Origin of the sequence: Ensifer sp. BR816 (assembly GCF_000378985.1) — a bacterium.
In the GTDB taxonomy this organism is placed as follows: Bacteria; Pseudomonadota; Alphaproteobacteria; order Rhizobiales; family Rhizobiaceae; genus Sinorhizobium.
Map to the genome: position 1 here is coordinate 3700144 of NZ_KB905370.1, position 25449 is coordinate 3725592.

A 25449-nucleotide genomic window follows, 5' to 3' on the forward strand; every position below is an offset into this window, starting at 1 on the left:
GCAATCGATATTTCTTGTTTGCACAATCGATGGTGCAGAGACTATCCTGCAGACTTAATCTTTCGTCAAGCGGAAATCGGCTCTAAGGGATTCGAGGGGGCTCAGATGGCGAGCAGCGGCAAGAAAAAGGCGACGATCTACGATCTCTCCGTGCTCTCGGGCAGCTCGCCCTCGACGGTCAGCGCCGTGCTGAACGGCACCTGGCGCAAGCGGCGCATCAAGGAAAGCACCGCCGAGCTCATCCGCAGCCTCGCCGAAACCCACCAGTATACGGCGAACCGCCAGGCGCGCGGATTGCGCAGCTCGCGCTCGGGCCTCGTCGGGCTGCTCCTGCCCGTGCACGACAACCGCTACTTCTCCTCGCTCGCCCAGACCTTCGAAGCGCATGTGCGCAGCAAGGGCCAGTGCCCGATTGTCGTCAGCGCCAGCCGCGACCCGGAGGAAGAACGCAAGACCGCCGAAACGCTGATTTCCTATTCGATCGACGAATTGTTCATCTGCGGCGCAACGGATCCGGACGGGGTTCACGAGGTCTGCGAAGCGGCCGGCCTGAAGCACATCAATATCGACCTGCCGGGCACGAAGGTGCCGTCTGTCATCAGCGACAATTTCGAAGGCGGCCGGCTGCTGACCGAGGCGATCATCCGCCACTTTCCCGCCGACCGGCCACTCCGGCCGCGCGATCTCTATCTTTTCGGCGGCCGCAACGACCATGCGAGCCATGAGCGTATCCGCGGCTTCCGGGCCGTGAAGAAGGAACTGCTCGGGGACGATCCGGACGAATGCATCCAGCCGACCGGCTACGCCCCGAACAACGCTCGAAAAGCCTTCGAGGCCTTCTACGCCCGGCACGGCAAGCTGCCCCGCGGCCTCTTCGTGAACTCGTCGATCAATTTCGAGGGCCTGCTGCGCTTCATGGCCGAACATCCGCACGACAATTTCACGGACCTCGTCGTCGGCTGCTACGACTACGATCCGTTCGCCTCCTTCCTCCCCTTCCCCGTCATCATGATCCGGCAGGACGTCGAGAGGATGATCGCCAAGGCCTTCGAGGTGATCGAGCAGCCTCGGGCGGCGCCACGCATTCATCTGGTCGAGCCGGAGCTCGTGCCGCCGAGGACGGCACTGACCGGGCCGCTCGATGCCCTGAAGGACATCGACCTGCCGCGAGGCAGGCCTTAAATATTCTCTGTACATTAGCGACGTATCAAGGTATTTTTCTGTCATGGATACTACAGACAGAAAAATCATTGGTATTCTCGCTGACGACGCTCGCGCCTCGCTGACGGACATCGGCGCCGCGGTGGACCTTTCGCCCTCGGCGGTCAACGAGCGCATCCGCCGTCTGGTCACCAGTGGCGTCATCCGCCGCTTCACGCTCGACGTCGACCACCGGATCCTCGGCTTCGACGTGCTCGCCTTCGTCTGGATCGCCCTGGCGACCGAAACCGACGAGGGCGAATTTCGCAGTTTCATCGCCTCCCATCCGGCAGTCGCGGAGTGCCATCACGTCACCGGGGCATGGTCCTACTGCGCCAAGGTGCGCATGCCGACACTCGGTGATATCGAACCCTTTCTGGCGGAGCTGAAAGCACGCCGCTATCTCGCGAGGAGCGAGACCGTCATCGCGCTTTCCACCGCCATGGAACGTCCCGTCACCCTGCCGGCCGCGGGGGATGCCAAGCGAGAAAGATGATGACCCTATTGCTGTTCACGAAGGGGCTGCTCCTCGGGCTTGCCATCGCCGCACCGCTCGGCCCGATCGGCACGCTTTGCATCAGCCGCACGCTGGAACGTGGCTTCTGGGCCGGCGCCGCCGGTGGCCTCGGGACGGCGCTGGCCGATGCGACCTACGCACTGATGGCGGCGGCCGGCTTTGCAGCATTTGCGACGTTTCTCACGACGCTTTCGGTGCCCCTCGGTCTCGTCGGCGGCGTCTTCATGCTGTGGCTCGGTTGGCGCGGTTTGCGGCCACGCCCGGTTGCGGCAGCGGCAGAGATTGGTGCACGCGATCTGCTGCATACGACGACAGCGACCTTCCTGCTGACGATGGCAAACCCGACGACCATCCTGACCTTCGCCGCGATATTTGCGGGTCTTGGTCTCGCCGCCGTCGGCGATGGATCGAGCGCTGCGATCGTCGTCGCCGGCGTCTTCCTCGGGTCGCTGGGTTGGTGGTTTCTCCTGAGTGGCGGCGTCGCAATCGCGAAGACCAGGTTACCCGACGGTTTTGCCGCCTGGACCTCGCGCCTTTCCGGCGGCCTCCTGATCGCTTTCGGCCTGGTCGCCCTGGCCTCGGCGGCTGCTGGCCTGGCGGTGCAATGACCTCATTCGACGGCCTGCGCGAGGCCGTCGCCGAGCCCTGCCGCAAAAGCGCCATTCCATCATGGAAATTAGCGCGCAGTGATTGCATCCGCTCGCGCATTCGAGCAAACTTATATATAACTATGACGAGAGATCGCGAGGAGAATCGCAAATGAAGAAGAATCCCAATCCGATCGATACCTTCGTCGGTTCACGCGTTCGGATGCGACGACTGATGGTCGGAATGAGCCAGGAAAAACTGGCCGACGGCCTCGGTATCACCTTCCAGCAAGTGCAGAAATACGAGAAAGGCACGAACCGCATCGGCGCGAGCCGTTTGCAGGCGATCGCCGATATCCTCGGCGTTCATCCGAGCTTTTTCTTCCAGCAGGACGAAAGGCCCCAGTCGGGCGAGACGGCGGCCGACGTTCATGAGTCGCACGAAATCTCGTCCTTCGTCGCCTCGAAGGAGGGGATCGCCCTCAACAGGGCCTTCCTGAAGATCGCCGATCCGGTTTTGCGCAAGAAGATCATCGCCCTCGTCGCGGCCATGGCGCAATCCGGTGAGACGGAACAGGCGGCCGTGCAGCCGACCGCCCGCCACGCAGAGCCTTTGCACGGCTGACCGCTCCCGGTCATCGGTTCGGTGAGCAAGGGGCCGCTCGATCCCTTTCGCGCAAAGCGGCGTGCCTCGATGTGGTCCGGAATGTTCGCCTTGCGGGGGCCGCATGAAGATCGTGTTCGTCGGCCCGACCGTCCCCGATGCCGCCAAGGTAGCCGGCGACGCACTGACGATCCGCCCGCCCGCCACGCAGGGCGACATCCTGCGCGCCGTACATGATGGCGCCGCGGCCATCGGCCTGATCGATGGCAATTTTGAATATGTCGCCCCGGTCTGGCACAAGGAAATTCTCTTCGCACTCTCCGAGGGCGTCGCGGTCCTCGGCGGGGGCAGCATGGGAGCCCTCAGGGCGGCCGAATGCGCCCCGTTCGGCATGGTCGGGATCGGCGACGTCTTTCGCCAATACGTTGCGGGCGAGACGATGGACGATTCGGACGTGGCGCTGCTGCATGCACCGCAGGAACTCGATTATGCGGCACTTACCGTGCCGCTCGTCAATCTGCGCGCCACGCTTCGTTACCTCTCCGAACAGGCCACCCTTTCCGTCTCGGATGCGGTCGACATCGAGGCTGCGGCGGCAAGCCTGTTCTACAAGGAACGGACCTGGTCCGCGCTGCTTTCCCGCGCCAGAGTTCCTTTGGGTGCGGATGCCGCAATGCTGCGCGACAACTACGTCGACCAGAAGCGCATCGATGCGCTTGAACTCCTCGAAGCGCTGCGGCGGATGCCGACGGAAAGACACGCGCCTCCGCAAGACTGGAAATTCAACGCGACCAGTCTCTGGACGAAACTGCTGGGGCAGTTGCCGCCGTCCGATAAAAAGGCGGGAGCCTGAACGCTGGCCACTACGCCGCATCGTCCAGCGTCGGTGTTTTCTCCTGCGCCATTCCCGATTGTGTTCTGCGGCCGCCCGTGGAATGTGATGCGGGGCTGCAGGCGGCGAGGAGGCAATCGATGGCAGGCAATGGGGCGGACGATCGGGTCGCGGAACTCGTCGAAAACATTCTCGCTCAGACCCCCCTGAAGGCCGCCGGGTTCATCGTGACGATCTATGGGGACGTGGTGGAACCTCGCGGCGGCGTCGTGTGGATCGGCAATCTGATCGAGACCTGCGCCGCCGTCGGCATCAGCGAAACGCTGGTGCGGACCGCCGTCTCGCGGCTCGTTGCCGCCGGCCAGCTCCTGGGCGAAAGGGAGGGGCGACGCAGCTATTATCGCCTTTCGAAGAGAGCCGGAAGCGAGTTCGCTTCCGCGGCACACGTGATTTTCGGCGGTTCCGAAGAGGATAGCTGGCGGCTCGTTCATCTCACCGGCGCCGAAGCGGAGGAAAGGATGCAGGCCCTCGAGCGCGCCGGCTATGCGCGTCTGGACCCGCGCCTGGCCATCGGGCCGGCGAGACCGGCACCGGCACTGGCTGACTCCCTGATCCTTCGGGCCGACTCGCCCGATCCGAAGGCACTCGCCGCTTTCGTCAGGGCGTATTGGAACCTCGCGCCGCATGCCGCCGCCTATCGCACCTTCCTCGACCAGTTCGAGCCCGTTGCCCGCCTTGCGCAGAAGCGCCCCTTTCCGCCCGCCACCGCGCTGACGATGCGGCTCCTTCTGATCCACCGCTTCCGCACCGTGCTGCTGCATGATCCTCGCTTGCCCGCAGCGGCATTACCCGAGGACTGGCCCGGCAGCGAAGCGCGCCGTCTCTTTGCCGCGTTTTATCGGCACCTGTCCCCTGCGACCGACGAACACATCGCACGCACATTCCTCAACGGCTCCGGTCCGCTCAGTGCCATGACCGAGGACACAGAAAGGCGCCTTTCGCTGCTCGAAGCGTAGGCTGTCTAGTGGCGAAAAGCCAATGTGGTACTCGAAACGGAATGCCGCACTCGACCCTAAGTGGGCGTTCCCGACGGCCGCTCGGAAGGTCCGGACTGCCCGCCATCACCCACCTTTCCGGGGTCGGAGCAGAAACCAACCGTTCCAGCTTGAGGCTGTAGCCGTCGCCGATCATCTGCGTGAATGTCCTGGTCTTGCCAACGACGTCCATTCGCGCCACTCTCGATTAGCCGGTCATCTTCTGGATGTCGGATCCAGGTCGAAACTCGCAATCTGAAACGAAGGCCCAAGCGATGAGCAGCATAAGGGACCGTCAGGAAGGCTTCGAAAAGAAGTTCGCAATTGACGAGGAGTTGAAGTTCAAGGCGATGGCGCGGCGTAACAAGCTGCTTGGCCTGTGGGCCGCTGAAAAGCTCGGTAAAATCGGCGCGGACGCCGACACCTATGCGCAGGAGGTAGTCCGCGCGGACTTCGAAGAAGCAGGGGACAACGATGTGTTCCGCAAGGTGCGCGCCGATTTCGACGCGGCCGGCATCGCCCAGTCCGATCAACAGATTCGCGTCATCATGGACGAACTACTGGCGACCGCTGTCGACCAGATCAGGGATACCTGACTACCACTGAGTTCTGATAGAAAGCCACCGACCGTGGTTACGGTGATAGTGACACTGATCGCCCTGGCGATCCTTGCCTTCTTTTTCGTCAGCGCCATCCCATTCATCGACTTCGGCAGGTAACGCGATGAATATTGGCGCTGATCGGTGACCGGTGCGGCTTTTGAGCTTCCGGAGGGCGGCGGGCCCTTCCTCCCATTCGGTGTGAAACTGCTTCCAGGCCATCAGGGAGCGGATCAGGACCTAGCCGCCGAGTCGATCTGTGTTGGCGCGCCGACGGCGCTCCACCACAACCGATCGACAATGTGACTTTTAATCCGGTCTTACCGGTTCAGCACCCGGTCGAACCAGAATTTGTCCAGCCCGCTTCTTGAGTCATCCTGCGCGCCTGCGCCTTCTGGTGCGGCTCGGCCAGACTGGCGAGCAGTCGGGGGCTATCGCCGCCGACGTTGTCGCGCGACATCTTCTCGCGCGGATACCGCCCCATCAAGGACCGCCTATGTCTGGCATTCGATTGGCAGCTACTCACCGGAACTGTTGCTGACGAATTCGGGTTTCAGTTTAGGCCCCTATTCCAAGCCTCTAACGCCACGGAAGGATGTCGCTCCCGCGGCGCCTAAACTGAAGGACGAGTCCAATGAGGCAAAAACGAACCAGAGATTTCGTAGCCGCCCCGTTGCTGGCAATCATGGCCCTGGTCGCAACGTCAGCACTTTCCCAGGACGCCAGAAGTGGTGCCGAGAATGAGCGTTGCCGCGTCGCTCCGGATGGGGACGCCGATCAGGGGACGCTCACGCAAAAGCTTGATGAATGCGACGGAGTTCTGAAGCCGCCGAGTGTCGGTGACACTGAAATGGTCGAACCCGCCCCTGACGTCGGAAGGACGCCAGTGATCCGTCCAGGCGAGTTGCCACGACAACAGTAACGGGTTCGAAGCCCTGCAGGTTATTGCGCCGTGGATCAGATGTTTAGTGCCGACCCGTGTTCGAGAATCCGACCAGTCGTTCGGCCTCAGGAGTGAATTGTGAAGTCACAGTCCATCTTGCGTCAGTTTCTTGATGCGGAGGCATCATCGGGGATTGTCCTGGTGGCGGCGGCTGGTCTTGCCCTGCTCCTCGCAAACTCTCCTCTCGCGGATGGATACTTTCATATTCTGCACGTCCATCTAGGACCTCTCAGCATACTTCATTGGATAAATGATGCACTGATGGCATTGTTCTTTCTGCAGGTTGGCCTCGAAATCAAACGCGAGATGCTGGACGGAGAGCTCGCGACATGGCCGCGCCGCACCTTGCCAGGTCTTGCCGCGGCAGGTGGAATGGCCGCTCCTGCGGTTGTCTATGTCGGTCTGAACCTCGGCAATCCTGAAGCTTTGCGCGGATGGGCCATTCCCGCGGCGACCGATATCGCCTTTGCGCTCGGCGTTCTGTCACTCCTGGGGAACCGTGTTCCCGCTTCGTTGAAAGCGTTCTTGGCAGCACTCGCCATCATTGACGATCTCGGTGTGGTTCTCATCATCGCCCTCGTTTATTCCGGCGGCCCGCACTTCGGCTATCTGGCGGGCGCGGTTGCGGTGCTCGGACTGCTTGTGGCCATGAACCGATGGAGGGTGCGCCATCTGGTGCCGTACCTGGCGCTTGGCGTGGTTCTGTGGTTCTTCGTATTCCAGGCGGGCGTTCATGCTACACTTGCCGGCGTAGCGCTCGCAGCGACCGTACCACTCCGTCGCCTACCCGGCATCGAACACCATACCGAACAGTCACCGGTGCACCGGCTCGAAGAGCGTTTACAGTACGTGGTGCCGTTCGTCGTGGTACCCATTTTCGGCTTGGCGAACGCGGGCGTCGCTTTGACGGGTACGGAGCTTGCACCTTGGGCATCACCGGTGACGAGCGGCGTTGTCTTAGGGCTCGTGTTTGGGAAAATGACAGGCGTTTTTTTGACAACTGTCGTCGCAGTTCGCTTGGGAATTGCCGACATGCCGCAGCATGCAACATGGCGACACATCTTTGGCGGGGCGCTTTTGTGCGGGATCGGCTTCACGATGAGTATATTCGTCAGCCTTCTCGCGTTTCCAGACTCTGAACAGCTACAGGATCAAGCCAAAATCGGGGTGCTTGCCGGTTCGGTACTCTCGGCAATTGCAGGTTCGCTCGTGTTGGCTTGTCGGCCCCATTCGGGAAAATATAGCCATTGACTTTTCACCGCTAACGACAGATCAGGGGCCGTTTTGCGGGAGGGGCAAAATTCTCAGCTAGCGATTAGCGATTCTAACGCGCAGTATTCCGCGTCGAACGGGAGACCCTGCATCAGTCGCAGACTTTCGGTGCTTGCTCACACAAGCGCCGCAGTTCGACCCACTGCGGCCGCCGGCGACAGTCGATGGAACATCCCTTGCAAAGGGGACTGCGCTCAGCGAAGCCAGCCCAGCACGGCAGCTAAAGACAAAACGACTTGCGCGATGAAGAGAACGCTCACGACCGTTAGGATAGTGACGTGTGTTTTTGTCAGCTTCTGCATCCGTTCGGCCGATTTCGTGATAACGGCCGAACCTACCATCGCAAGTGCTGGCGAGCATCCCTATAATTCCGTGGTCTCAGCCGCGCCGCACGTAACCCTTGAAGCTAAGGAAAGCGCCGAACGTGCCGGTCAGCAGCGCCACGACGATCGTAGAGGCGCGCCCGCCATAGATGGTAGAACCGACAGCAATGGCGACCTGCGGCAAGACGATGCGCATGATACCACCGCTTGTCATCAACCAGCCCAGCACCGTGATGATCACGACCCAGTCCATCTGCCACCTATTGTGCAGGTTGACGATTGTCAGGCCAGCGAGCAGCGACAGCAAACCGGACAGATAGAACACGATGCCAGGGCGGAGCGCCTCCGCGATCATGGTCTCGTACATGTCGAGATTGATCAGCATTCCGATCGCAACCGCGACAAATGCCGGACCGAGGAGTCTGGCGAGAAATAACGATCGTTCCAAGCAGCGCCTCCGTTCTGCGCCGAGGGACCAGTATAGAAACTGCTGGGGCGATCGTCAAAAGCGAGCGCCGAACCATCGAACGCAACGAATACGCTCTGATCGATGGTCTCTGACGCCTCCACGAGCGTCTCCTAACGTACCGAGATCATTGCCGGTCGATTCTGAAGATCGGACGATCCGATAGAGTCACGACATCAGGGTTGAAGAATGACTGCAGGACCATCATTGCCTCGGTTCTCGAGCGGGCGTTCCGAAGTCCTTGGAGAACCTGGCTCGACCTGAACGGACGGCAAAGTTTGGCAAGTGCCGGCAGAAAGCCATCCTGGTGGTCCTGCGGCCAGGCCATCGCCAAAAGAATGTCCACCGGTTCGTCATCGGGTGCGTCAAAGTCGATGCCCTGCCGAAGGGTCATCAGCACCTTTGCGGGTGCGCGAAGCTTCGGCACGAGGGCATGGGGCAGAGCAAATCCTCCGCCAAAACCGGTCGATCCCAGAGCCTCACGCTCCACAAGATGATCAAATATGGAGCGAGCCTTGATACCAGTTCGTTCTGATAAATCTGACGCGATTGCTTCAAGAGCGGATCGACTGTCGTGGCAAGGAGCCTTGATTATCAGTTCCCGTTGCCAGTGAAACTCATGTGAACGCATCACAACCCCTGACTCGATCGCGGTGGAGAAGCTATTACGCGAACTTCCTGCGTATTCACCGACGACTGGTCATATACCGGACGGTATGTCCTCACAGGGATTTGGGGGTTTTCGAGCGAGAATCAAGATCGCAATGCAGACTGAAGCAATCAACTCCGTTCACGTCTCGTCGCCAACCGATCATTTATCATCCCGACTTGAGCGTGCGACCGCATCCACATCGAGTGGTGCCATGTCCGTCAAACGGCTGCTTGCCACCGAATGCGCCAGAAGCGGGACAAGCACGCGGCGAGCGGCACGGTAGGATTGAATGCCCGGACAGCACCACCGTCGCCTGACAGGTATCGCCGACCTCGATCAACAATGCGCTGAAGTCCTTTGCAAGCACACGCTGTTCGCGTATGCTGAGACACTCCCCAAGGCTCGGCTGTTCGTAACATCGGCTCTCCAAAAACCGGTGGTCAAGATGAAGGACCAGCATGCTCGCACCGCGGAACAGTTCGCGCGGCGAGCTCATGGAGCAAAGTGTGCTGTATCGCTTTACCGACCGCCTCTATCGCGCGCGTTCGATGGATGACGTCTATCAAGCCTCTCTCGATGCAATCATCGACGGACTGGGATGCGGCCGCGCCTCGATCCTGCGCTTCGACGTCAAAGGGGTCATGCGGTTCGTCGCGTGGCGGGACTTGTCTGAAGCTTATCGGCAGGCCGTCGGCGGACATTCGCCGTGGCGCCAGGGCGATCAAAATGCACAGCCGATCTTCATCGGCGACATCGATACCGCCGATATAACGGCAGGATTGAGGACGACGATCCAGAAGGAAGGCATTCGTGCCCTCGCCTTCGTGCCGCTGGCGATCGACGACAAAGTCATTGGCAAGTTCATGGTCTATTTCGCAAGGCCTCACGACTTCACGGCGGACGAACTCCAACTATCGCTGACGATTGCCAGGCAACTGGGCTTCAGCATCGGCCGCCATTTGGCTGACGAGAACGCCCGGCGATGGAGCGCCGTGGTGGAATCCTCGAATGATGCCATCTTCACAGTGACCTGGGCGGCATCGTCACCAATTGGAATACCGGCGCCGAACGGCTGCTCGGCTATACGCAAGCTGAGGTCCTGGGGACGCCGGCGGCGGTCCTCATCCCGGACGATAGCCTCGACCACGAAACCGCAATGCTCTCGCGGATCCTCGCCGGCGACCGTGACCAACACATCGAGACCCGATGGCAGCGCAAGGACGGAAGTCCGGTGGACATCTCGCTGACGATCTCCCATCCTGGATCGCGATGAGACGGTCGCGGGCGTCTCCTACATTGCACGCGACATTACCGATCGTCGCCGCGCTCAGGAAAAGCAGCAACTCTTGCTCAGCGAAATGGAGCATCGGATTAAGAATCTTTTTGCCGTAGCGAGCAGCATGGTCCGGGTAAGCGCGCGATCCGCGACCTCACCGTCCGGTCTGGCCACTGCCGTGTGCGCTCAACTCAACGCACTCGCCAGCGCCCACGCTCTGACCCTGGCGCGGCCGATAGCCGATGACTCAGTGGAAGAGCCGGCAACGACCCTGCATTCGCTGATCAGGACGATCCTCTCCCCCTATGACGGCAAGGTCGACTCCGCCTCCTGTTTCACCCTGACTGGGCCGGACCCGCGCGTCAGCGGAAACGCGATCACGCACCTGGCATTGTTGCTGTACGAGTTTGCGACGAACGCCGCCAAGTACGGCAGCCTGTCGATGCCGAGCGGCCGCATCGAGGTCGAATGCACGGCAAGAGCTGACCGGTATACCGTTGTATGGCGCGAACGCGGCGGGCCGGCGATCGTGGCGCCGAATGCGGAAGGATTTGGAACGACACTCATGGAAGCCACGGCTAGGCAGCTTGATGCAGATCTTTCCCGAGACTTTGGTCCAACCGGGCTGACAGTCCGGGTGACCTTGTCCGCGGACCGCCTTTCCGATTGAGCACGGCGACCGAGTCTCCGCGACCAAGGAGTCGGGCATCGCGGCCTGAAAGAGTGCATGGACGGCGGAAACCGCATGGCTCACTCGACCGCATTCATTATCGGAGGAACCGGTCAGATCGGCCTTGCCGTTGCGCAGCGTCTTGCCCGCGATCGTTGGCAGATCCGGCTCGTCAGCCGATCGCCGGCGCCAATCCCGGGTCCATGGCAGCAGGTTGCCGCAGATCGCGAGGACCGTGCGGCACTTCATGAAGCGGCTGCCGGCGGCGCGGATTTGCTCCTCGACTGCGTCGCGTTCGACGTCCGGCACGCCGATCAACTGCTCGGCCTGCAGGCTAGCGTCGGGCACATAGCGGTGATCTCCAGTGCCAGCGTTTATTGCGATGCGCAGGGCCGCACGCTCGACGAGGCAAGTGAACGCGGCTTTCCGAACTACCCCGTGCCGATCCGTGAGGATCACCGCACGGTGGAGCCCGGGCCACAGACCTATTCGACGAGAAAAGCCGCAATCGAGCGCCGTCTCCTGGACACGGCAAGCACGAAGGTCACTGTCCTGCGCCCCTGCGCGATCCACGGACCTTGCAGCAAACATGCGAGCGAATGGTGGTTCGTAAAGCGCCTGCTCGACGGTCGCAAGCGCATCCCCCTGGCCTATGGCGGCCGCAGCCGGTTTCAGACGACCTCAACGAAGGCGATCGCCGAGGCGGTCATCTTCGCGCTGAGTTCCAGCCGATCGCAGGCGCTGAACGTTGTGGATGCCGATGCGCCGACCGTTGCCGAAATCGGCCGTGCGATCATGGGCGCCATGGGGCGGCACGCCGAGCTTCTGGGTCTTCCAGACGCGCCCTATCCTCCCGTCCTTTAGGATTCCAGGCAAGAAACGGGCGACACCAGAGCCAGCACCTCGCTCTCGCAAGAAATCGGTCTGAAGTCGGTAATCGTCTCGAAAACATCTGTCGCATCGATTGCGAAGGAGTGCACGAGCTTTCCCGGACGATGCCGGTCGAGGATGCACGGCGGAAGGCGATGCAACGCATACCGCCGCGACCGTCGTTTCCAGCGGCGCATTTTTCGGTTTCTTCTCTCTGATTCTGGCAGCCCGCTGCCGCCTGCGTTGGTGGCGGTAGGGCACGCGTGGCCTCGACGCGTTGTCGAACGTGTCGTAAGCCAGGCCCGGCGCAACAGGGCCGGGGCACCCGCCAGCAGATCAGTCAGACGATCGCCCGATCCCAGCCGCCGTAATGCTCCTCGCTGCGCGTCCCGCGCGGTAGGCTGAGGGCGATCAGGCCGAGGCCGAGCAGGACATCCGCGAAGCTTGCAACGGTGCCGCCGCCGGAAAGCAGGAACGGCGAGGCGGCGACCCAGGCGCCGAGCGCGACATTGAGGAAACGCACCGGTCGCGCCACCTCGGCCATCGCGGTGACGGCGACCAGGATGACGAGGCAGCCAACCACATGATCGCTGTAATAGAGCGGCGGCGATCTGCCGAAGATCAGCGGCGTCGTCATCAGCATCGCGCCGAGACCCACGCTTGCCACCAGCGTCCACGGGAAGTTCACGCCGCCGGTAATGAATTCCTTCAGAAGTTCGGAAGCCGGTCGGTCGAGATCGGGCGCCGGCGACTGGTTTTCCGACAGGGCGGGACCGCCCATCCAGAAGGTGCGCCAGAACGGCTCGCCGGCCTTTGTCGCCCGCCAGAGATATTGAACGGCCGCCAGCACCTCGTCGATCGAATAGGGGATCAGCACGACGGTGACGCCCGCCTGGACGATGCAGAGCGTGCAGAGCGCGCCGATCAGCGGCGGCTGGATGATGATGAAGGAGACGCTGACCACGCCGAGCGGAATGATCAGCAGGCCGAAGAGCAGCACCATCCACGGCATGGTGCGCCAGCGGCGCCGGTCGCCGATCGCGCCGGCGAGGATGTCGAGTGCATAGGCAAAGGCGCCGAAACCGGCGTCGGCGATCGGAAAGCCCTTCGAGACCCAGGACGTCACCACCGCTTCGCTGCCATTGCGGACGGGAGCCTCGCCCGGACCGAAGAACGGGTCCCAGAGGCCATCGATATGCCCCATCTGATAGGCTGCGAGGTAGCGTGAGACGAACAGGCCGATGAAGGCGAGCGCGACGATCGGAATGCGCTGGGTGAAGGCGGAAGGCGAGTAGCTCCAGCCGAGCGGTCGGTCGTCATCCGCCGCCAGCGCCCGGTTGCTGATGCCGGGCGTCGGCGGGATCATCACGGCAAAGACCGGGATCAGCAGCCCGACCAGCGTGTCGATGGCATAGGCGGCAGCACTGGTCGTCCAGAAGACGAGCGGCGCCAGCATGATCCAGACGCCGAGTGCGGCGGTGATCCACTGTGTCCAGGACCAGCGGCGATACATGCCGAGAAGCGCAAAGAAGACGACGAGCAATCCCGACAGGACCTCGCTGATGCCGAGGCGCGCATTGCGGATATCGGCGGCCGCGATCTCGTGGCCGAGGGCGGGCGGTGGCGCGACGGTGACCGGATCGAAAAGTCCGAGCGTCATCGGCGAGGCGACGAGCCACAGCCCGAGCGCGACATTCGCCATCGGCGCCCAAAGCGTGAAAAGCCGCTGGCGCTCGACGGCTGCCTCGACTTGGGCGTGGCTGCGTTCCAGCGGCCGATCGAGCCTTCGTTTCGCCTGCTCGATCTCCGGCTCCGAAGCGGCGACGGTGGAGGGTTCGAGTTTGTTCTTCTCGTACCAGTCGGTCGGATCCTCCTTGAGGCGCCCGATCATCTCCGGCAGCGTGCGGGAGAGGCGGTGTTTCGGCTCCCAGCCGATCAGGCCGCGGGCGCGGGATATGTCGATCTCGAAATGGTCGTCGGAATTCTCGATCATCCACGGCCTGATGTCGCTCTCCTGATCGAGCACCTCCGTCTGCATCCATGACCCGGTCTTGGCGAGCCCCTTGGGGAGCACGAAGGTGCGCCAGTCCTCGCCGTGCAGAAGCCGGCCGATGCGCTTCTGCAACTCCCCGTAGGAAAGCGTTTCCTCCTCGCCGATCAGCATCACGCTTTGCGCCGGCAATTCGGCGCGCCGGTCGACGCTGCGCACGAAGGCTTCGACCAGGTCGTCCTTGTGCAGATAGGGCTGCCCCGCTTCGAGATCGCCGGTGAACAGATAGGCGGTCGGCAGCCGCTCGAAGATGCGGGCGATCTGCTGGGCGATGAAGGCGGCCCGGCAATCCTCGTCATAGACCCCGGCAAGCCTGAGGATCACCGTCTTGATCTGTCCGCGCTCCCTGGCGATCACCGCTTCCGTCTCCGCCTTCGACTGCGGATAGGCCCAGGAAGGCTCGAGCGGCGCATCCTCGTTGATCCTTGCGCTTTTCTCCGAGCTCGGCGCATGCACCAGCAGCGTGCTGGAAAAGATGAACTGCTCGGTCTCAAGCCGCTTCAAGGCCGCAAGCAGCCGGCGCGTCCCCTGGACGTTGACCGCGTCATATTTCGGGTCGGCCTTGCCGGTCGTGTCGTAATAGGCGGCGAGGTGGATCACCGAGGCGACGCGACCGCCGCTCCGCTTGCCAACCTCTTCCACGGCCTTCCTGACGCTGTCGTCGGAGGTCAGGTCGATCTCGATCGTCTCGAGACGGTCCGCCGCGCCTTTCGGGGCGGCCACGTCCAGGCCGATGACGCGGTAGCGGTCCTCAAGGCCGCGCGCGATCGCCTGTCCAAGAAAGCCACTCGAGCCAGTGATGAGAACGGTCAGTCGATCTGTGTCGTTCGGCATCTTGAAACCTTCGCGGGAGTTTTGCAGCAAACGTTCCCCCGGAGGGGAAGGTTCCGAAGCCTCCTCCCCTGGGCACGGCCGATGGGGAGATCGCAAGGCCGCCGCTGACTAGACCGTCACGCCGGCTTTGCGCAGGCCTTCGCGCAGATGGGCGTTGTCTGCTGGATCCCGATAGGGTCGCGACCACTCCGCTTCCGGTCGGCCGTGGAGATGTGCCGGCAGTATGTGGCCCATCGCCTCCTCTCATGTCCAATCAGTGGCGTTTGCTGTCCATCCAAGCACTGGCTGGGACGGCAGCCTTTCACTGAATGTCCACGCCGACGCGCTCATGCAACTAAAATACACTCGAGTTCAGAGCCACGAAACGCTGGTCACAGGATTGATTTCAGTTTTTCGCTTCTCAATCTTCGCGCGCGTCTCCTGACGCACCGAGATCATCGAGGGTCGATTCTGAGGATCGGACGATCCGAGGGAGCAAAGACATCGGGGCTGGAGAGGCTGCAGGACCATCATTGCCTCGGTTTTCGAGTGAGCGTTCCGAACTCCTTGCAGAACCCGACTCGACCTGAACAAAAATCTCCGGCGGCAAGGTGTTGTCGTCTCGGACCCGACGATCTGGTAGCCGGGCCGCGGCGCTACTGCGACTTGCCGCGGTTGCGGTTGGGCGCACTCAGACCGCGTTGGGGGCAATCTATCGGCCTCTGTCGGCACGCGTCGGCAAGGCCAAGGCGGTCACTGCCACGGCCCGCGAAATCGCTTGTTCCACAATACCCTGCGGCACGGCATGGAATACAGTGATCTGGGAGCCTCCCACTACGAGGAGCACCGTCGACGCGTCCTCACCATTTCGAGCGAAGAGCAAAGTCGTTCGGGTATACCCTACAGCCCGCGCCAACATCCGGCTGAAAGTTTCTTAGCAATTGCGATTTTTTCCCGGTCTCGAGGCTTCCGGCAGTCAGTAGTCTGCGCAAGCATGAAGCTGGCTCAGTGATCCCGGCAAATCTTACCTGGATCGCACCGGCCCTTCGAATAATCCCAGATCACCGCGGCCGAAGGTGGCCGGATGCCAGCGGACAATATCGTTTGCTGCATTCAGCGTCTGGTAGATCAGCCGGTCCGGACCATCGATCCTGCACAGAGCCTCGTGGTCAATGACCCCGGACCTGATCGCCTCGGCTGCTCGGTCGCTGTCGCCTCCGAATGCATCCTCGACGAGTTCGCGCGTGAGCAAAACACCCTTGCGGGGGCGGCCACCGCCTTCGTCATGCGCCAATATGATCAGGGCGGCACCCAGCTTGTCTGTGGTTTCCTGGTCAGCCAGGATGTCGGAAAACAACATTGCGTTCCTCCTGCGCGGCGCCACAGCAAGCTTCTCCGGCATATTCTCGACCCATGAAAGATTGGCTCTGCTCCACGTTCGCGCAACTATTGACGCTTAGTCGGATCTGGCCAAAGTGCCCGCAGATCCTGAGGCAGACTTTCGCGGATCTTGCGCACCTCGCCCGGATCAAGGTGGTGCGACAACACCTGGAACACGGTTTGCACCGCCTCTTTGGCGTCGACCGGCCGGGTGGAGGCAAGCTCGGTCTTCACCTGGCCTAGAAACGCATCCAAGCTCCGCGACTGCGCCGGCTGTTTGGAAGGCTCGTATTGATCATAATAGGCACCCCGCACCAGCAGCGGCAACTGTGCCGAAAGATGGGCTGCAAGGTCGGCGGGCAGGCGATCGCGAATGGTGTGAAGAACGGCACTCAGAATATGCCATGCACGCTGGCGGTCCGGCCCCTGATGTTCCATGATTTCGTCGAGCCAGACATTGGTGATCTGAAGCGTCTTGTCGAAGACGGCAACGCCGGAAGCACTCATGGTACCCTCCTGCCTTCCATGTGATGATCACCGAACCAGAAGAATGCGCCGATGTTCCAGCGGCTATCTGCCTAACGGGTAACCCTCATCGTCCCCGCTGTCAGTCTCGCAAAGCCGGATCCCATCGCGCCAAGCGGATTAAGGGCCCGATGCGGCCTGGCGAAAAACGCGGCCGACGTTGCGTCGGAGGTCAGAGGAGCGTTAGACAATGACCAACCAACATGGTCGAGACGATGTGGCCGGCGAGAACATCGTGACAGTGTTCGGCGCCACCGGCTTCCTCGGACGGCGGATCGTGAGCAGGCTTCTTGACAAGGCTGTCGATGTCCGTGCCGCCTCCCGTCATCCGCACAAGAATATCTTGGACAACACGTCGGGCAGGAGGCCATCTCAGCAGATCGCGGCGGACATTCTGGATCCATCGTCGATCGCCGCTGCCGTGGCGGGATCTCGAGCGGTGGTGAATACGGTTAGCCTCTATGTCGAGCGCGGTGAGCTGACCTTTGAGCGTGTCCATGTACAAGCCGCCGCCGATCTGGCGACCGCTTCGCGGGATGCCGGCGTCGAGAGGTTCGTGCATATTTCCGGCATTGGATCGAATCCGAAATCCAGTTCGGATTACATCCGGGCCAGGGGCCGCGGCGAGGAGGCGGTAAAGGCAGCGTTCCCGGGCGCGCTGATCGTCCGTTCCGCTGTGATGGCGGGTCCCGACGACGGGTTCGTCACGACGATCGCAAGGCTGGTACGCCTCCTCCCGATCTATCCGCTATTCGGCGATGGCGGCACTCGGCTGCAACCGGTTCATGTCGAGGACGTGGCGGAAGCCGTGAGCCGCTTGGCCTCGGGGCAGATTGCCACGGATGCTTCGACCTTCGAGTGCGCCGGTCCGCGCATTTATTCGTATCGGGAAATCGTCCGGGAGATTGCCGCTCAACTCAGGGCGCCAAGCAGGCTGGTGCCCCTGCCGTTCGCGGTATGGAGCATATTGGCAACTGCTGCGGAGCTTCTTCCCGCCGTATCGCTGACGCGCAACCAGGTCGAGCTCATGCGGCGTGACAATGTCGCGGCCAGCGGCCTGCCGGGCCTGGAAGAATTGGGCATCAGACCCCGCTGCATCGAGGAAGTCGTCCACATGATCGGGCATGATGATTGAGCCGGGACCTAAGACGGAACCTATCGATGAGCAGGAGGATATAGCCATGGCCAAATGCGACCAGTGCGGCAACGACTATGATAAGGCCTTCCAGGTGACGCTGAGGGATGAAACCTACACTTTCGATAGTTTCGAATGCGCGATCCAGAAACTCGCTCCAACCTGCCCGCATTGCGGCGTGCGGATCATCGGGCACGGCGTCGAGCAGGGCAACATCATCTACTGCTGTGCGCATTGCGCCGAGCAGGAGGGCGCAGACGCCCTTACCGATCGCGCGCCTTGAGGCCGTCTCACGGCGTCCTGTTCGGGAGCGATTCCCCGTTTGGGTTCGGCGCCGGCGTCTCCCTTGTATCTCGCGTCGGATGTTTGCGATCGTCAGGCTCCACGGGCGCTTCCTTCTCGTCGGGACGGCGGACAGGCTGCTCTTTACGGACGACCGTCTTGGGTGGGGGCGCATTTTTATTGGGCATAGCCAGTTCCTCTAGCTTCACGGACAAGAACCGGATGGCAGGACTGATAGTTCCCGGGGGCCGCCCAGCGTGAATGAAGCCCAAATGTCGCGTAACCGCACGGTGCCAACGGTCACGAGGACGGCAACCACTCCATCTGCCAAGCGAAACAGGCGGACTGTCGGAAGCGATCCTCTGAACCGAAGACCGCGGCCGCGTGATCGTTAACCTGTCACATCACTGAGCACGCCGGTGGAATGGCTGATAAACGCCAGCGTGAACCTGAAGCGATCCGCCGAATGAAACCAGAGGCCCCAAGGGCGGCCGCTGGTCGGCTTCGCTTCGTAGTGCTGCCGGTCCCACGCGGATTAGGGGCGCGGACGGAGCCACTGCCATGGGTCCCCCAGCCCCAAGGAGGTGGCATGAAAGAGACCGCGTCCGCTGAGAGAACGGATCACTGAGATGCCGGTGATGATCGAGGGACAGTCACGCTTCCAGCCTTTCGGCTTATCCTGTTGGGGTTTTCGAGATCTCAACACGGGAGTTGGAAGCATGACTGCGTCCTATGATTACCATATCGGGGTCGAGACCGTCTCATCAGACAAATGAAGAGGATTGCAAACAAGACGTAGGCAGCCAGAGTCGGTCGGTAATCAAACATACTCCCTATGGCGGCACTCACACTGACGCCCTTTTCCTGCGCCGGTGGGAACTATGCAAAGCAACATTCCAGGTGCACACTGTGATCATCAGTGGCTAGTTCCACGGGCGCCGCTGGCTGAGAGACCATTGCGCTTTCGCCCTGACACGAATGGGGGTTGCGCCATGTACCCCGGCCCGGATTTCCAAACTCTACCCATCTCCCCTACCGAACTCGCCATGATCTGCCAAGTGTTCGACGAGTTGCTGGAGGAGTATCACCTTCCTCACGAAGGCCCGGATGCGGACGATCTCGCAGTGAGGCTGTTTACGATCTATCAGTCCGGCGTGCGCGATAGCGAATTGTTGAAGAAGCTCACGATACCTGTCCAGCGATAGGGCCGCAGGCGACGATTAGCCATCGGTGTGCGCGTAAACCGCAAAGTAGCCGTGCTTCCAACTCATGGATCGCCGCATCATCCGCCCGTCCCCTAGAAACACGGCTTAAGTGGCGCGCACATCCTTGCAGCCAGGCGGTCAAGCCAAAAATATTCCGACCATGGTTGCCGCGAAAATAGCGATCGCAGCAGTGAGCGAGACCGACATTATGGTCCGCTGGTCAATCAAGGGGGCGCTCCACGCGAAGGGCACGGGTACGGCGAGCGTTGCGAGAGATGTAAGCCTTTGCATCTGTCATCTCGGCAAAAGCGCCCGCTGATTGGGCGGGCGTCAATGTGGAATTTTCGTCAGGGTAACTTTTTTTGCTTTCCGTCGGTTGTTGCGGCATCCGCGGTCTGAGCCCGATTGCAAGACGCGGCTCGTTGCCAAGCCAGATCCAACTTATATACGGTCGCTGTTCGAGACAGCGGAACCAACATCCCGCTTGCGGCGGACAAGGGCTCAGGAGGACGAGACCATTCTACCAGGCGGCGTTTGAAGCCATACTCAACTGAGGTTCGTCCCACCTGGATCCGCCAGGACTGATCGGGTCCTGGAAGATTGCAGAATTCGGTTGCGATCGGGATCAGGGGGTCTTCATCACGGCCCCCTCGATGACGACGCCGGCATTGACGTATTTCCACAGCGCGACGAGCAGCTTGCGGGCGAGCGCCACGATCGTCTTCTTCTTCAGACGACCATCGTTCTGCTTCCCCCGCTGCTTGAACCACAGGCTGAGCGCTGAGTGCGGCTGATGGCGCAACCACAGCCAGGCCACCTGGATCAGCGTCGTTCGCAGCCTTGGATTGCCTGCTTTCGATACCCCCTGGTCGTGATCGACCGAGCCGCTCTGCCAGGGTGTCGGTGCAAGGCCGGCATAGGCTGCAACCTGTCGTCGGTTGTCAAAATGACGCGACAGCCCCTCCGACCACAAGACAACGGCAAACTCCGGCCCGATGCCTTTCAAGGCGAGCAGCATCGCCGGTGCCGGCTGCTCACAATCAGCGAAATGCGCAGAGTCGACCGGAGCGGCAGCGAGCATGGCGTCGCGCTCGGCCTCGACTGCCTTCATCTGTCCGATCAGCAGCTCCAGCCGATCGAGTTCGCGGCCGACCTGCGCCTTCAGATGCGTCGGCAATGGTCGGCCATCGCCGGTCCTCAACTCCTCGAGCCGCGTGCGCCGGTCGCGGCGCAGGGGCTGGTAGCCGGAGACGCCCTGGCTGAACAGCAGGCCCTTGATGCGATTGACGTGGCGTACGCGCTCGTTCGTCAACGCTTTGCGCTCACGCGAGATGCGGCGACGGTCCTCCTCCTCGGGCGTCGGCACCCGCAGCATCGCACAGACGCGCGGCTCGCCCCTTTTATAGGCGAGCAGCGCGCGCACCAGCGTCTCACCGTCGATCTTGTCGGTCTTGGCCCGCCGCCGCCGGCGCGAGGTCGCAATCGAGGCCGGATCGGCGACGTGGCTTTCGATCCCCTCGGCCTGCAGCACCCGGTGGATCCAGAAGCCGTCGAGCCCGGCCTCCTGGATCACGATGGTGGGAAAGTAGCGCCCCGTCCGTGCCTGCGCCTTCCTCTTGAGCTCGGCAAACCGCGCCAGCAGGCCGGCGATGTCGTCGGCCGCCACCGCATGTTTCGACATCTTCTCGCCGCCGCCCGGCGACAGCGAGGTGATTAGCCATTTCGAACGGCTGAGTTCCAAGGAGACGAAGATTGCGCCAAGATCCATGCGGATAGCGGTCGTCGGCGCTTCAGGTCGTTCATTCGCAGCGTGCATGTTCGGCCTCTCCAGAGTAAGGTGTTGATTGAAAGCGACCTCACTTTGTCACAGCGCGGATCGCTATCCACCTCTTCTCATAGGATCTACCAGGAACTGGCCTTCCATCTCGAAGACTCCGCCTCGTTCCGGGCGTTTGCCCGGCTGCCGTGGGGCTGGAACCCGAAGAAGTCGGTCTTGCACAAGACGATCAGCGCGATCCGGGCGCAAACCTTTGAAGAGATCAACGGGGTGCTGCTGGCGAGCGCCCGGCAGGAGAAGCTGGAAAGTGGCAAGGTCGTGCGCGTGGACAGCACCGTCACCGCCGCACCGATACATGAACCGAGCGACAGCAGCCTGTTATGGGACGCTGTCCGGGTGACGGTGCGGCTGTTGCAGCAGGCCGAGGCGCTGGGTAGCGCCATCCCATGGCACGACCATCGCCGCGCGGCAAAGAAGCGGGCTCGGGCGATCGAATATACCCGCGGCCGCCCCAAACGAATCAGGCACTATCGCGAACTGCTCAAGATCACGCGCACGACTTTGAGTTATCTGCAGCAGGCCAGTGAACAGGTCCCGCTGACGGCGGGCCCGGCCGGCGAACTGTGGCAGGCCCAACTCCGCCATTACCGGCCGCTGATCGAGCGGATCATCGCCCAGACCGAACAGCGGGTCCTGGTCGGGGAGCCGGTCCCTGCCGGCGAGAAGCTGGTGAGCCTGTTCGAGCCGCATGCCGACATCATCGTCAAGGGCAGCCGCGACGTCGACTACGGCCACAAACTCAATCTGACCACCGGCAGAAGCGGACTGATCCTCGACCTCGTCATCGAAGCCGGCAACCCGACCGACAGCGAGCGCTTGCTGCCGATGCTGGAACGCCACATCGCCTTTTACGGCGAGCCGCCGCGTCAGGCGGCGGCCGACGGCGGCTATGCCAGCCGCGAAAATCTGAGCGGAGCCAAAGCCCGCGGCATCCGCGACATGGCCTTCCACAAGAAGCGCGGCCTCAGCATCGAAGACATGGTCAGCAGCCGCTGGGTCTATCGCAAGCTGCGCAACTTCCGCGCCGGCATCGAGGCCGGCATCTCTTGCCTGAAACGCGCTTATGGCTTGGGGCGCTGCACCTGGCGTGGGCTCGACCACTTCAAGGCTTATGTCTGGTCCTCGGTGGTCGCTTACAATCTCGCCCTCTTCGCCCGCCTCAGGCCGACCTGACGCTCCTGATCCGGTGGCGTTCAGAGCAAGGCCGGCGAGCGTCGGCCGATACCCCATGACCCATTGCCGCCAGATCGCTCTTCGGGCCACAACCTGCGCCGCCTTGTGCCATCACGCGTCCCAAGAAACGATGTCAGCCGGCAAACAACCTTGCAAAACCGCAGAAAAACAGGCGTTTATGGATGGGCACTAGTCTAGTAGAAGCGCTTTACTCGGCGTCCAACATCGCTCGCTGGAGTTCCGGCTCAAGGCCATCCAGCTCGGCGCCCAGTGCGCGCCGTGCCTCTGGAAAAGGCGCGAGCTTTCCTTCGCGGCCCAAATCTGCAAGCCGCTGTGCTGCCGTCACGACGGCGTCGGCGCCGATTACATCTGCCGAGCCCTTCAAGGTGTGGGCTGCCCGCCGCAACTCCGCAGCATCGCCGCTGGCATACGCCGCGTCGAGAGCGGCGATCAGCTTCGGGTACTCGATGAGGAACATTGCCGCCAATTCGCGCAGGAGTGCCTCGTTTCGATCGAGATTGCGCAGAGCACGCTCCCAATCGAGCACCGACGCGTCCGCAGCCGCCGGCTGGGTTGGGACGGCGGTTACCGGCCCTTCGGGAATCGGAACCCGCATTGGGTCATATTGTTCGACGACGCGGTACAGCTCGGCGGCGCGAAATGGTTTCGTGACGTAGCCATCCATTCCTGCCGCGAGACAGCGCTCGCGATCGGCAGCCGTCGCGCTGGCGGTCAGCGCGACGATCGGTACACGAGCCCTGTCGGGCCGAGCGAGCGCCCGGATTCCGGCGGTCGCGGCGAGCCCGTCCATGACCGGCATATGCACGTCCATGAGTACCAGGTCGTAACTTCCACGTTCGACCGCTTCGATTGCCTCCTGGCCATTCCCGACGGCCACGACCCGGTGCCCGCGCTTCGTCAGAAGATCAACTGCGACCTGCCGGTTGACCGCCCCATCCTCGGCAAGCAGCACGGTGAGCCCCGGGCTCGTCCGCAGGTGCGCCGCGCTGGCGGGGCCCTCGCCCTCGTCTTCCCGCATCGAGACCCCAAGGGCGTTGGTGATCGCGTTCAGCAGATCGGACTGTTTGACAGGCTTCACCAGCAACCTGGAGACATCCAGTCTGCGCAACAGCGCCTCGTCACTTGGCCGGCCCGCGGACGACATCATGACGATCCGGGTCTCCTTGAGGCCTGGGCGCAGCCGCATGCAGGCAGCAAGTTCGAACCCGCTCATCCCAGGCATCATCACGTCGAGAAGCGCGAGGTCCGGCGGAGAACCGGAAGCCTGTTCGAGTGCGTTGAGCGCCGCCACGCCGTCCGTTGCGACGATTGGGATCATGCCCCAGTTCACGACGATTTCCTCGAGAATCTGGCGATTGGTGGCGTTATCGTCGACCACCAGGGTGCGCCGACCGCGCAATTCTGCCTCGCGCACGGGGCGGGACCTCCTTTCCTCCGGCGCGAGCCCGAAATCGGCAGCGAAGGTGAAGACGCTGCCAGCGCCTGGCGTGCTCTCGAGCTGCATCCGCCCGCCCATCTTCTCGGCAAGTTGTGCCGCGATCGCCAGGCCGAGCCCGGTGCCGCCATATTGCCGCGTCGTCGACGTATCGGCTTGGGCGAAAGCCTCGAATATTCGCTCCTGCTGTGCTTCGGGGATGCCGATGCCGGTGTCGCGCACCTGGAACTGAAGGCGTATCCCGTTGGCGTTCTGCCCTTCCATGGTAACATCGACCACTACTTCGCCGTTCTCTGTGAACTTGATGGCATTGCCGACAAGGTTGACGATGATCTGCCGCAGCCTTGTCGGATCACCGATCAGGTGGTCCGGCACCTCGGGAGGGATATGGCAAGCAAGCTCGAGGCCTTTGTCGGCAGCGCGCTTGGCAAGCGTTTGCAGCGTGTCGCCCAATGTATCGCGCAGCACGAACGGGATCGTCTCGAGCTCCAACCGGCCGGCCTCGATTTTTGAAAAGTCGAGAATGTCGTTGATCAGGTCCATCAGCGTGTCGGCGGAATGGAGGATGATCGAGACATATCTGCGCTGCTGTTCGGAAAGCTCGGTGCCCTCGAGCAGTTCGGCAATGCCGATCACGCCGTTCATGGGCGTGCGGATCTCATGGCTCATATTCGCGAGGAACTCGCTCTTGGCGACGCTCGCCTGCTCGGCCGCGTCACGGGCGCGCTCAAGCTCCTCACGCGACTTACGCAGTTGCTCCGTGCGCTGCTCGAGCTTGGCTGTGCGCTTGGCAACCAGCTCCTCCAGGTGATGGCGGTGCTCTTCAAGCTCGGTGATATCGGAGTAGACGCATATCGTTCCGCCATCGGTGGTCTTGCGCTCGCTGACGCGGATAGTGGTCCCATCTTTGTGCATCAAATTAAAGGGTCCGCGCGGATTGCGGTGGCGCTCGAGGCGTTGGGCAATCCACTCGTCGACCGTCTGGCCGTCGAGCGGCGACAAGCCGCTTTCCGCAAAGGTACGGATCACCAGCTCGAACGGCGTGCCCGGCGTTTCGCCAGCAAATTGTCCGGCAGGAAGGACGGCACGCTCGGGCCCTGAAAAGAAATCTCGGTAGCGCGAATTGTAGACGACCAGCCGGTCGCTGGAGTCATAGAGGGCGAAACCCTCCAGGGACGATTCGATTGCATCGAGCAGTTGCCTTTGCGCCGCTTTAGCTCGCTCGGTTGCAGTCTCGGTTGTCTTGACCAGTTCCTCGAGATGCTCGCGCTGTTCCTCCAGTTCGGTAATGTCGGTATAGGCGCCCACCAGGCCGCCATCGCGGGTCCGGCCTTCGCTGACGCGAATCCACATTCCGTTGTTGAGCCTAACCTTGAATGGCGGACCCGGATTGCGGTGCCGCTCCATTCGTTGCGCAACCCACTCCTCCACGTTGAGCTCGCCAACTGGGGCCAACCCATGCTCCACAGCGGAGCGTATCAGGTCCTCGAAGCTCATTCCGATCGCGACCCTGGGGGCAAACAGCTTTTCGAAGCGCGAGTTGAACGCGACCATTCGGTCATCGGCATCATAAAGAACGAAACCTTCCAAAGCTGACTCGATGCCGTCCAAAAGACTGTCGCGTGCCGCTTCTGCCCGTGCCTGTGCCGCCCGGGCAGCTTCTAGCTGCTCCGCAAGCATGTCCTCGGTGCGGGAAGCATCAGGAATGGCGGTATTGTTGGTCATTAGATCCCTCCCATCCGGCGGGA

The 25449-nt window shown here is 62.0% G+C and carries 22 protein-coding genes and 3 pseudogenes; 17 read left to right on the forward strand and 8 right to left on the reverse strand.

The features are described from left to right. Positions 1–105 precede the first annotated feature (105 nt). The 8 genes from RHIBR816_RS0117770 to nhaA all read left to right on the forward strand — a co-directional run bounded on the left by RHIBR816_RS0117770 (position 106) and on the right by nhaA (position 7567). Complete coding sequence (locus RHIBR816_RS0117770) at positions 106–1182, forward strand: LacI family DNA-binding transcriptional regulator (protein ID WP_018237928.1); 1077 nt, start codon at positions 106–108, stop codon at positions 1180–1182. A gap of 43 nt (positions 1183–1225) precedes the next feature. Next, positions 1226–1696 (forward strand): Lrp/AsnC family transcriptional regulator, encoded by a 471-nt coding sequence (locus RHIBR816_RS0117775; protein ID WP_018237929.1) that lies wholly within the window; start codon positions 1226–1228, stop codon positions 1694–1696. Beyond that, positions 1696–2325 (forward strand): LysE family translocator, encoded by a 630-nt coding sequence (locus RHIBR816_RS0117780; RefSeq protein WP_018237930.1) that lies wholly within the window; start codon positions 1696–1698, stop codon positions 2323–2325. The genes RHIBR816_RS0117775 and RHIBR816_RS0117780 overlap by 1 nt, the downstream gene beginning before the upstream one ends. Positions 2326–2476: 151 nt before the next feature. Continuing rightward, positions 2477–2929 carry a helix-turn-helix domain-containing protein gene (locus RHIBR816_RS0117785; protein ID WP_018237931.1) on the forward strand — a complete coding sequence of 151 codons (453 nt, stop codon included), beginning with the start codon at positions 2477–2479 and terminating at the stop codon, positions 2927–2929. A 103-nt stretch (positions 2930–3032) separates the two neighbouring features. Next, entirely contained in the window at positions 3033–3761 is a 729-nt protein-coding gene (locus RHIBR816_RS0117790; RefSeq protein WP_018237932.1) for a TfuA-like protein, read from the forward strand. Between the two features lie 119 nt (positions 3762–3880). Next, a complete protein-coding gene (gene paaX, locus RHIBR816_RS0117795; protein WP_018237933.1) occupies positions 3881–4756 on the forward strand; it encodes a phenylacetic acid degradation operon negative regulatory protein PaaX in 876 nt (291 codons plus the stop codon). Positions 4757–5049: 293 nt separating this feature from the next. Next, positions 5050–5370: a DUF1476 domain-containing protein gene (locus tag RHIBR816_RS0117800; protein ID WP_018237934.1), complete on the forward strand. Its 321-nt coding sequence runs from the start codon at positions 5050–5052 to the stop codon at positions 5368–5370. Between the two features lie 1024 nt (positions 5371–6394). Further along, complete coding sequence (gene nhaA / locus RHIBR816_RS0117815) at positions 6395–7567, forward strand: Na+/H+ antiporter NhaA (protein ID WP_018237938.1); 1173 nt, start codon at positions 6395–6397, stop codon at positions 7565–7567. A gap of 399 nt (positions 7568–7966) precedes the next feature. Here the strand turns inward: nhaA and RHIBR816_RS0117825 are convergent, their stop codons facing one another. Both RHIBR816_RS0117825 and RHIBR816_RS36100 read right to left on the reverse strand, forming a co-directional pair. After that, positions 7967–8296, reverse strand: a complete 330-nt coding sequence (locus RHIBR816_RS0117825; RefSeq protein WP_245262610.1) for a hypothetical protein — start codon at positions 8294–8296, stop codon at positions 7967–7969. Between the two features lie 208 nt (positions 8297–8504). After that, positions 8505–9008, reverse strand: a complete 504-nt coding sequence (locus RHIBR816_RS36100; RefSeq protein ID WP_084811103.1) for a PTS sugar transporter subunit IIA — start codon at positions 9006–9008, stop codon at positions 8505–8507. Positions 9009–9577: 569 nt separating this feature from the next. Here RHIBR816_RS36100 and RHIBR816_RS39045 point away from each other — a divergent pair. From RHIBR816_RS39045 to RHIBR816_RS0117840, 4 genes and pseudogenes are all read left to right on the forward strand, one after another. Further along, positions 9578–9967: pseudogene (locus RHIBR816_RS39045) on the forward strand (GAF domain-containing protein); the annotation flags it as partial. Positions 9968–10101: 134 nt separating this feature from the next. Further along, positions 10102–10302, forward strand: coding sequence for a PAS domain S-box protein (locus RHIBR816_RS39050; protein WP_371259070.1), 201 nt, complete (start codon positions 10102–10104; stop codon positions 10300–10302). Positions 10303–10375: 73 nt separating this feature from the next. Further along, positions 10376–10975: an HWE histidine kinase domain-containing protein gene (locus tag RHIBR816_RS35325; RefSeq protein ID WP_157628206.1), complete on the forward strand. Its 600-nt coding sequence runs from the start codon at positions 10376–10378 to the stop codon at positions 10973–10975. A 75-nt stretch (positions 10976–11050) separates the two neighbouring features. Next, positions 11051–11839, forward strand: a complete 789-nt coding sequence (locus RHIBR816_RS0117840) for an NAD-dependent epimerase/dehydratase family protein (RefSeq protein ID WP_034816499.1) — start codon at positions 11051–11053, stop codon at positions 11837–11839. A 346-nt stretch (positions 11840–12185) separates the two neighbouring features. Here the strand turns inward: RHIBR816_RS0117840 and RHIBR816_RS0117850 are convergent, their stop codons facing one another. Both RHIBR816_RS0117850 and RHIBR816_RS38890 read right to left on the reverse strand, forming a co-directional pair. Next, the gene (locus RHIBR816_RS0117850; RefSeq protein WP_026187129.1) at positions 12186–14729 is read right to left on the reverse strand and encodes an NAD-dependent epimerase/dehydratase family protein; all 2544 of its coding nucleotides are present in this window, start codon (positions 14727–14729) and stop codon (positions 12186–12188) included. 108 nt (positions 14730–14837) lie between these two features. Then, complete coding sequence (locus RHIBR816_RS38890; protein WP_018237947.1) at positions 14838–14963, reverse strand: hypothetical protein; 126 nt, start codon at positions 14961–14963, stop codon at positions 14838–14840. Between the two features lie 338 nt (positions 14964–15301). Between RHIBR816_RS38890 and RHIBR816_RS38440 the strand changes: the two are divergent. Then, positions 15302–15635: pseudogene (locus RHIBR816_RS38440) on the forward strand (IS110 family transposase); the annotation flags it as partial. A 97-nt stretch (positions 15636–15732) separates the two neighbouring features. Here RHIBR816_RS38440 and RHIBR816_RS0117865 read toward each other — a convergent pair. Together RHIBR816_RS0117865 and RHIBR816_RS0117870 are read right to left on the reverse strand one after the other, a co-directional pair. After that, on the reverse strand, positions 15733–16068 hold the full coding sequence (locus RHIBR816_RS0117865) for a hypothetical protein (protein ID WP_018237949.1): 336 nt from the start codon (positions 16066–16068) through the stop codon (positions 15733–15735). An 86-nt stretch (positions 16069–16154) separates the two neighbouring features. Continuing rightward, the gene (locus tag RHIBR816_RS0117870; protein WP_018237950.1) at positions 16155–16595 is read right to left on the reverse strand and encodes a DUF2267 domain-containing protein; all 441 of its coding nucleotides are present in this window, start codon (positions 16593–16595) and stop codon (positions 16155–16157) included. Between the two features lie 208 nt (positions 16596–16803). Here RHIBR816_RS0117870 and RHIBR816_RS0117875 point away from each other — a divergent pair, with 208 nt between their 5' ends. The 3 genes from RHIBR816_RS0117875 (at position 16804) to RHIBR816_RS0117890 (ending at position 19235) form a co-directional block, all read left to right on the forward strand. After that, entirely contained in the window at positions 16804–17748 is a 945-nt protein-coding gene (locus tag RHIBR816_RS0117875; RefSeq protein ID WP_018237951.1) for a complex I NDUFA9 subunit family protein, read from the forward strand. A gap of 46 nt (positions 17749–17794) precedes the next feature. Next, the gene (locus tag RHIBR816_RS0117880; RefSeq protein WP_026187131.1) at positions 17795–18031 is read left to right on the forward strand and encodes a hypothetical protein; all 237 of its coding nucleotides are present in this window, start codon (positions 17795–17797) and stop codon (positions 18029–18031) included. Between the two features lie 1045 nt (positions 18032–19076). Further along, entirely contained in the window at positions 19077–19235 is a 159-nt protein-coding gene (locus tag RHIBR816_RS0117890) for a hypothetical protein (protein ID WP_245262612.1), read from the forward strand. A 625-nt stretch (positions 19236–19860) separates the two neighbouring features. Here RHIBR816_RS0117890 and RHIBR816_RS0117900 read toward each other — a convergent pair. Further along, entirely contained in the window at positions 19861–21051 is a 1191-nt protein-coding gene (locus RHIBR816_RS0117900) for an IS110 family transposase (RefSeq protein ID WP_018237956.1), read from the reverse strand. 87 nt (positions 21052–21138) lie between these two features. On the opposite strand from RHIBR816_RS0117900, the pseudogene RHIBR816_RS0117905 reads away from it, so the two are divergent. Next, a pseudogene (locus RHIBR816_RS0117905) lies at positions 21139–22245 on the forward strand (ISNCY-like element ISRsp17 family transposase); the annotation flags it as partial. 208 nt (positions 22246–22453) lie between these two features. On the opposite strand, the gene RHIBR816_RS0117910 reads toward RHIBR816_RS0117905, so the two are convergent. Beyond that, on the reverse strand, positions 22454–25426 hold the full coding sequence (locus RHIBR816_RS0117910) for a response regulator (protein WP_018237958.1): 2973 nt from the start codon (positions 25424–25426) through the stop codon (positions 22454–22456). Between the last annotated feature and the right edge of the window lie 23 nt (positions 25427–25449).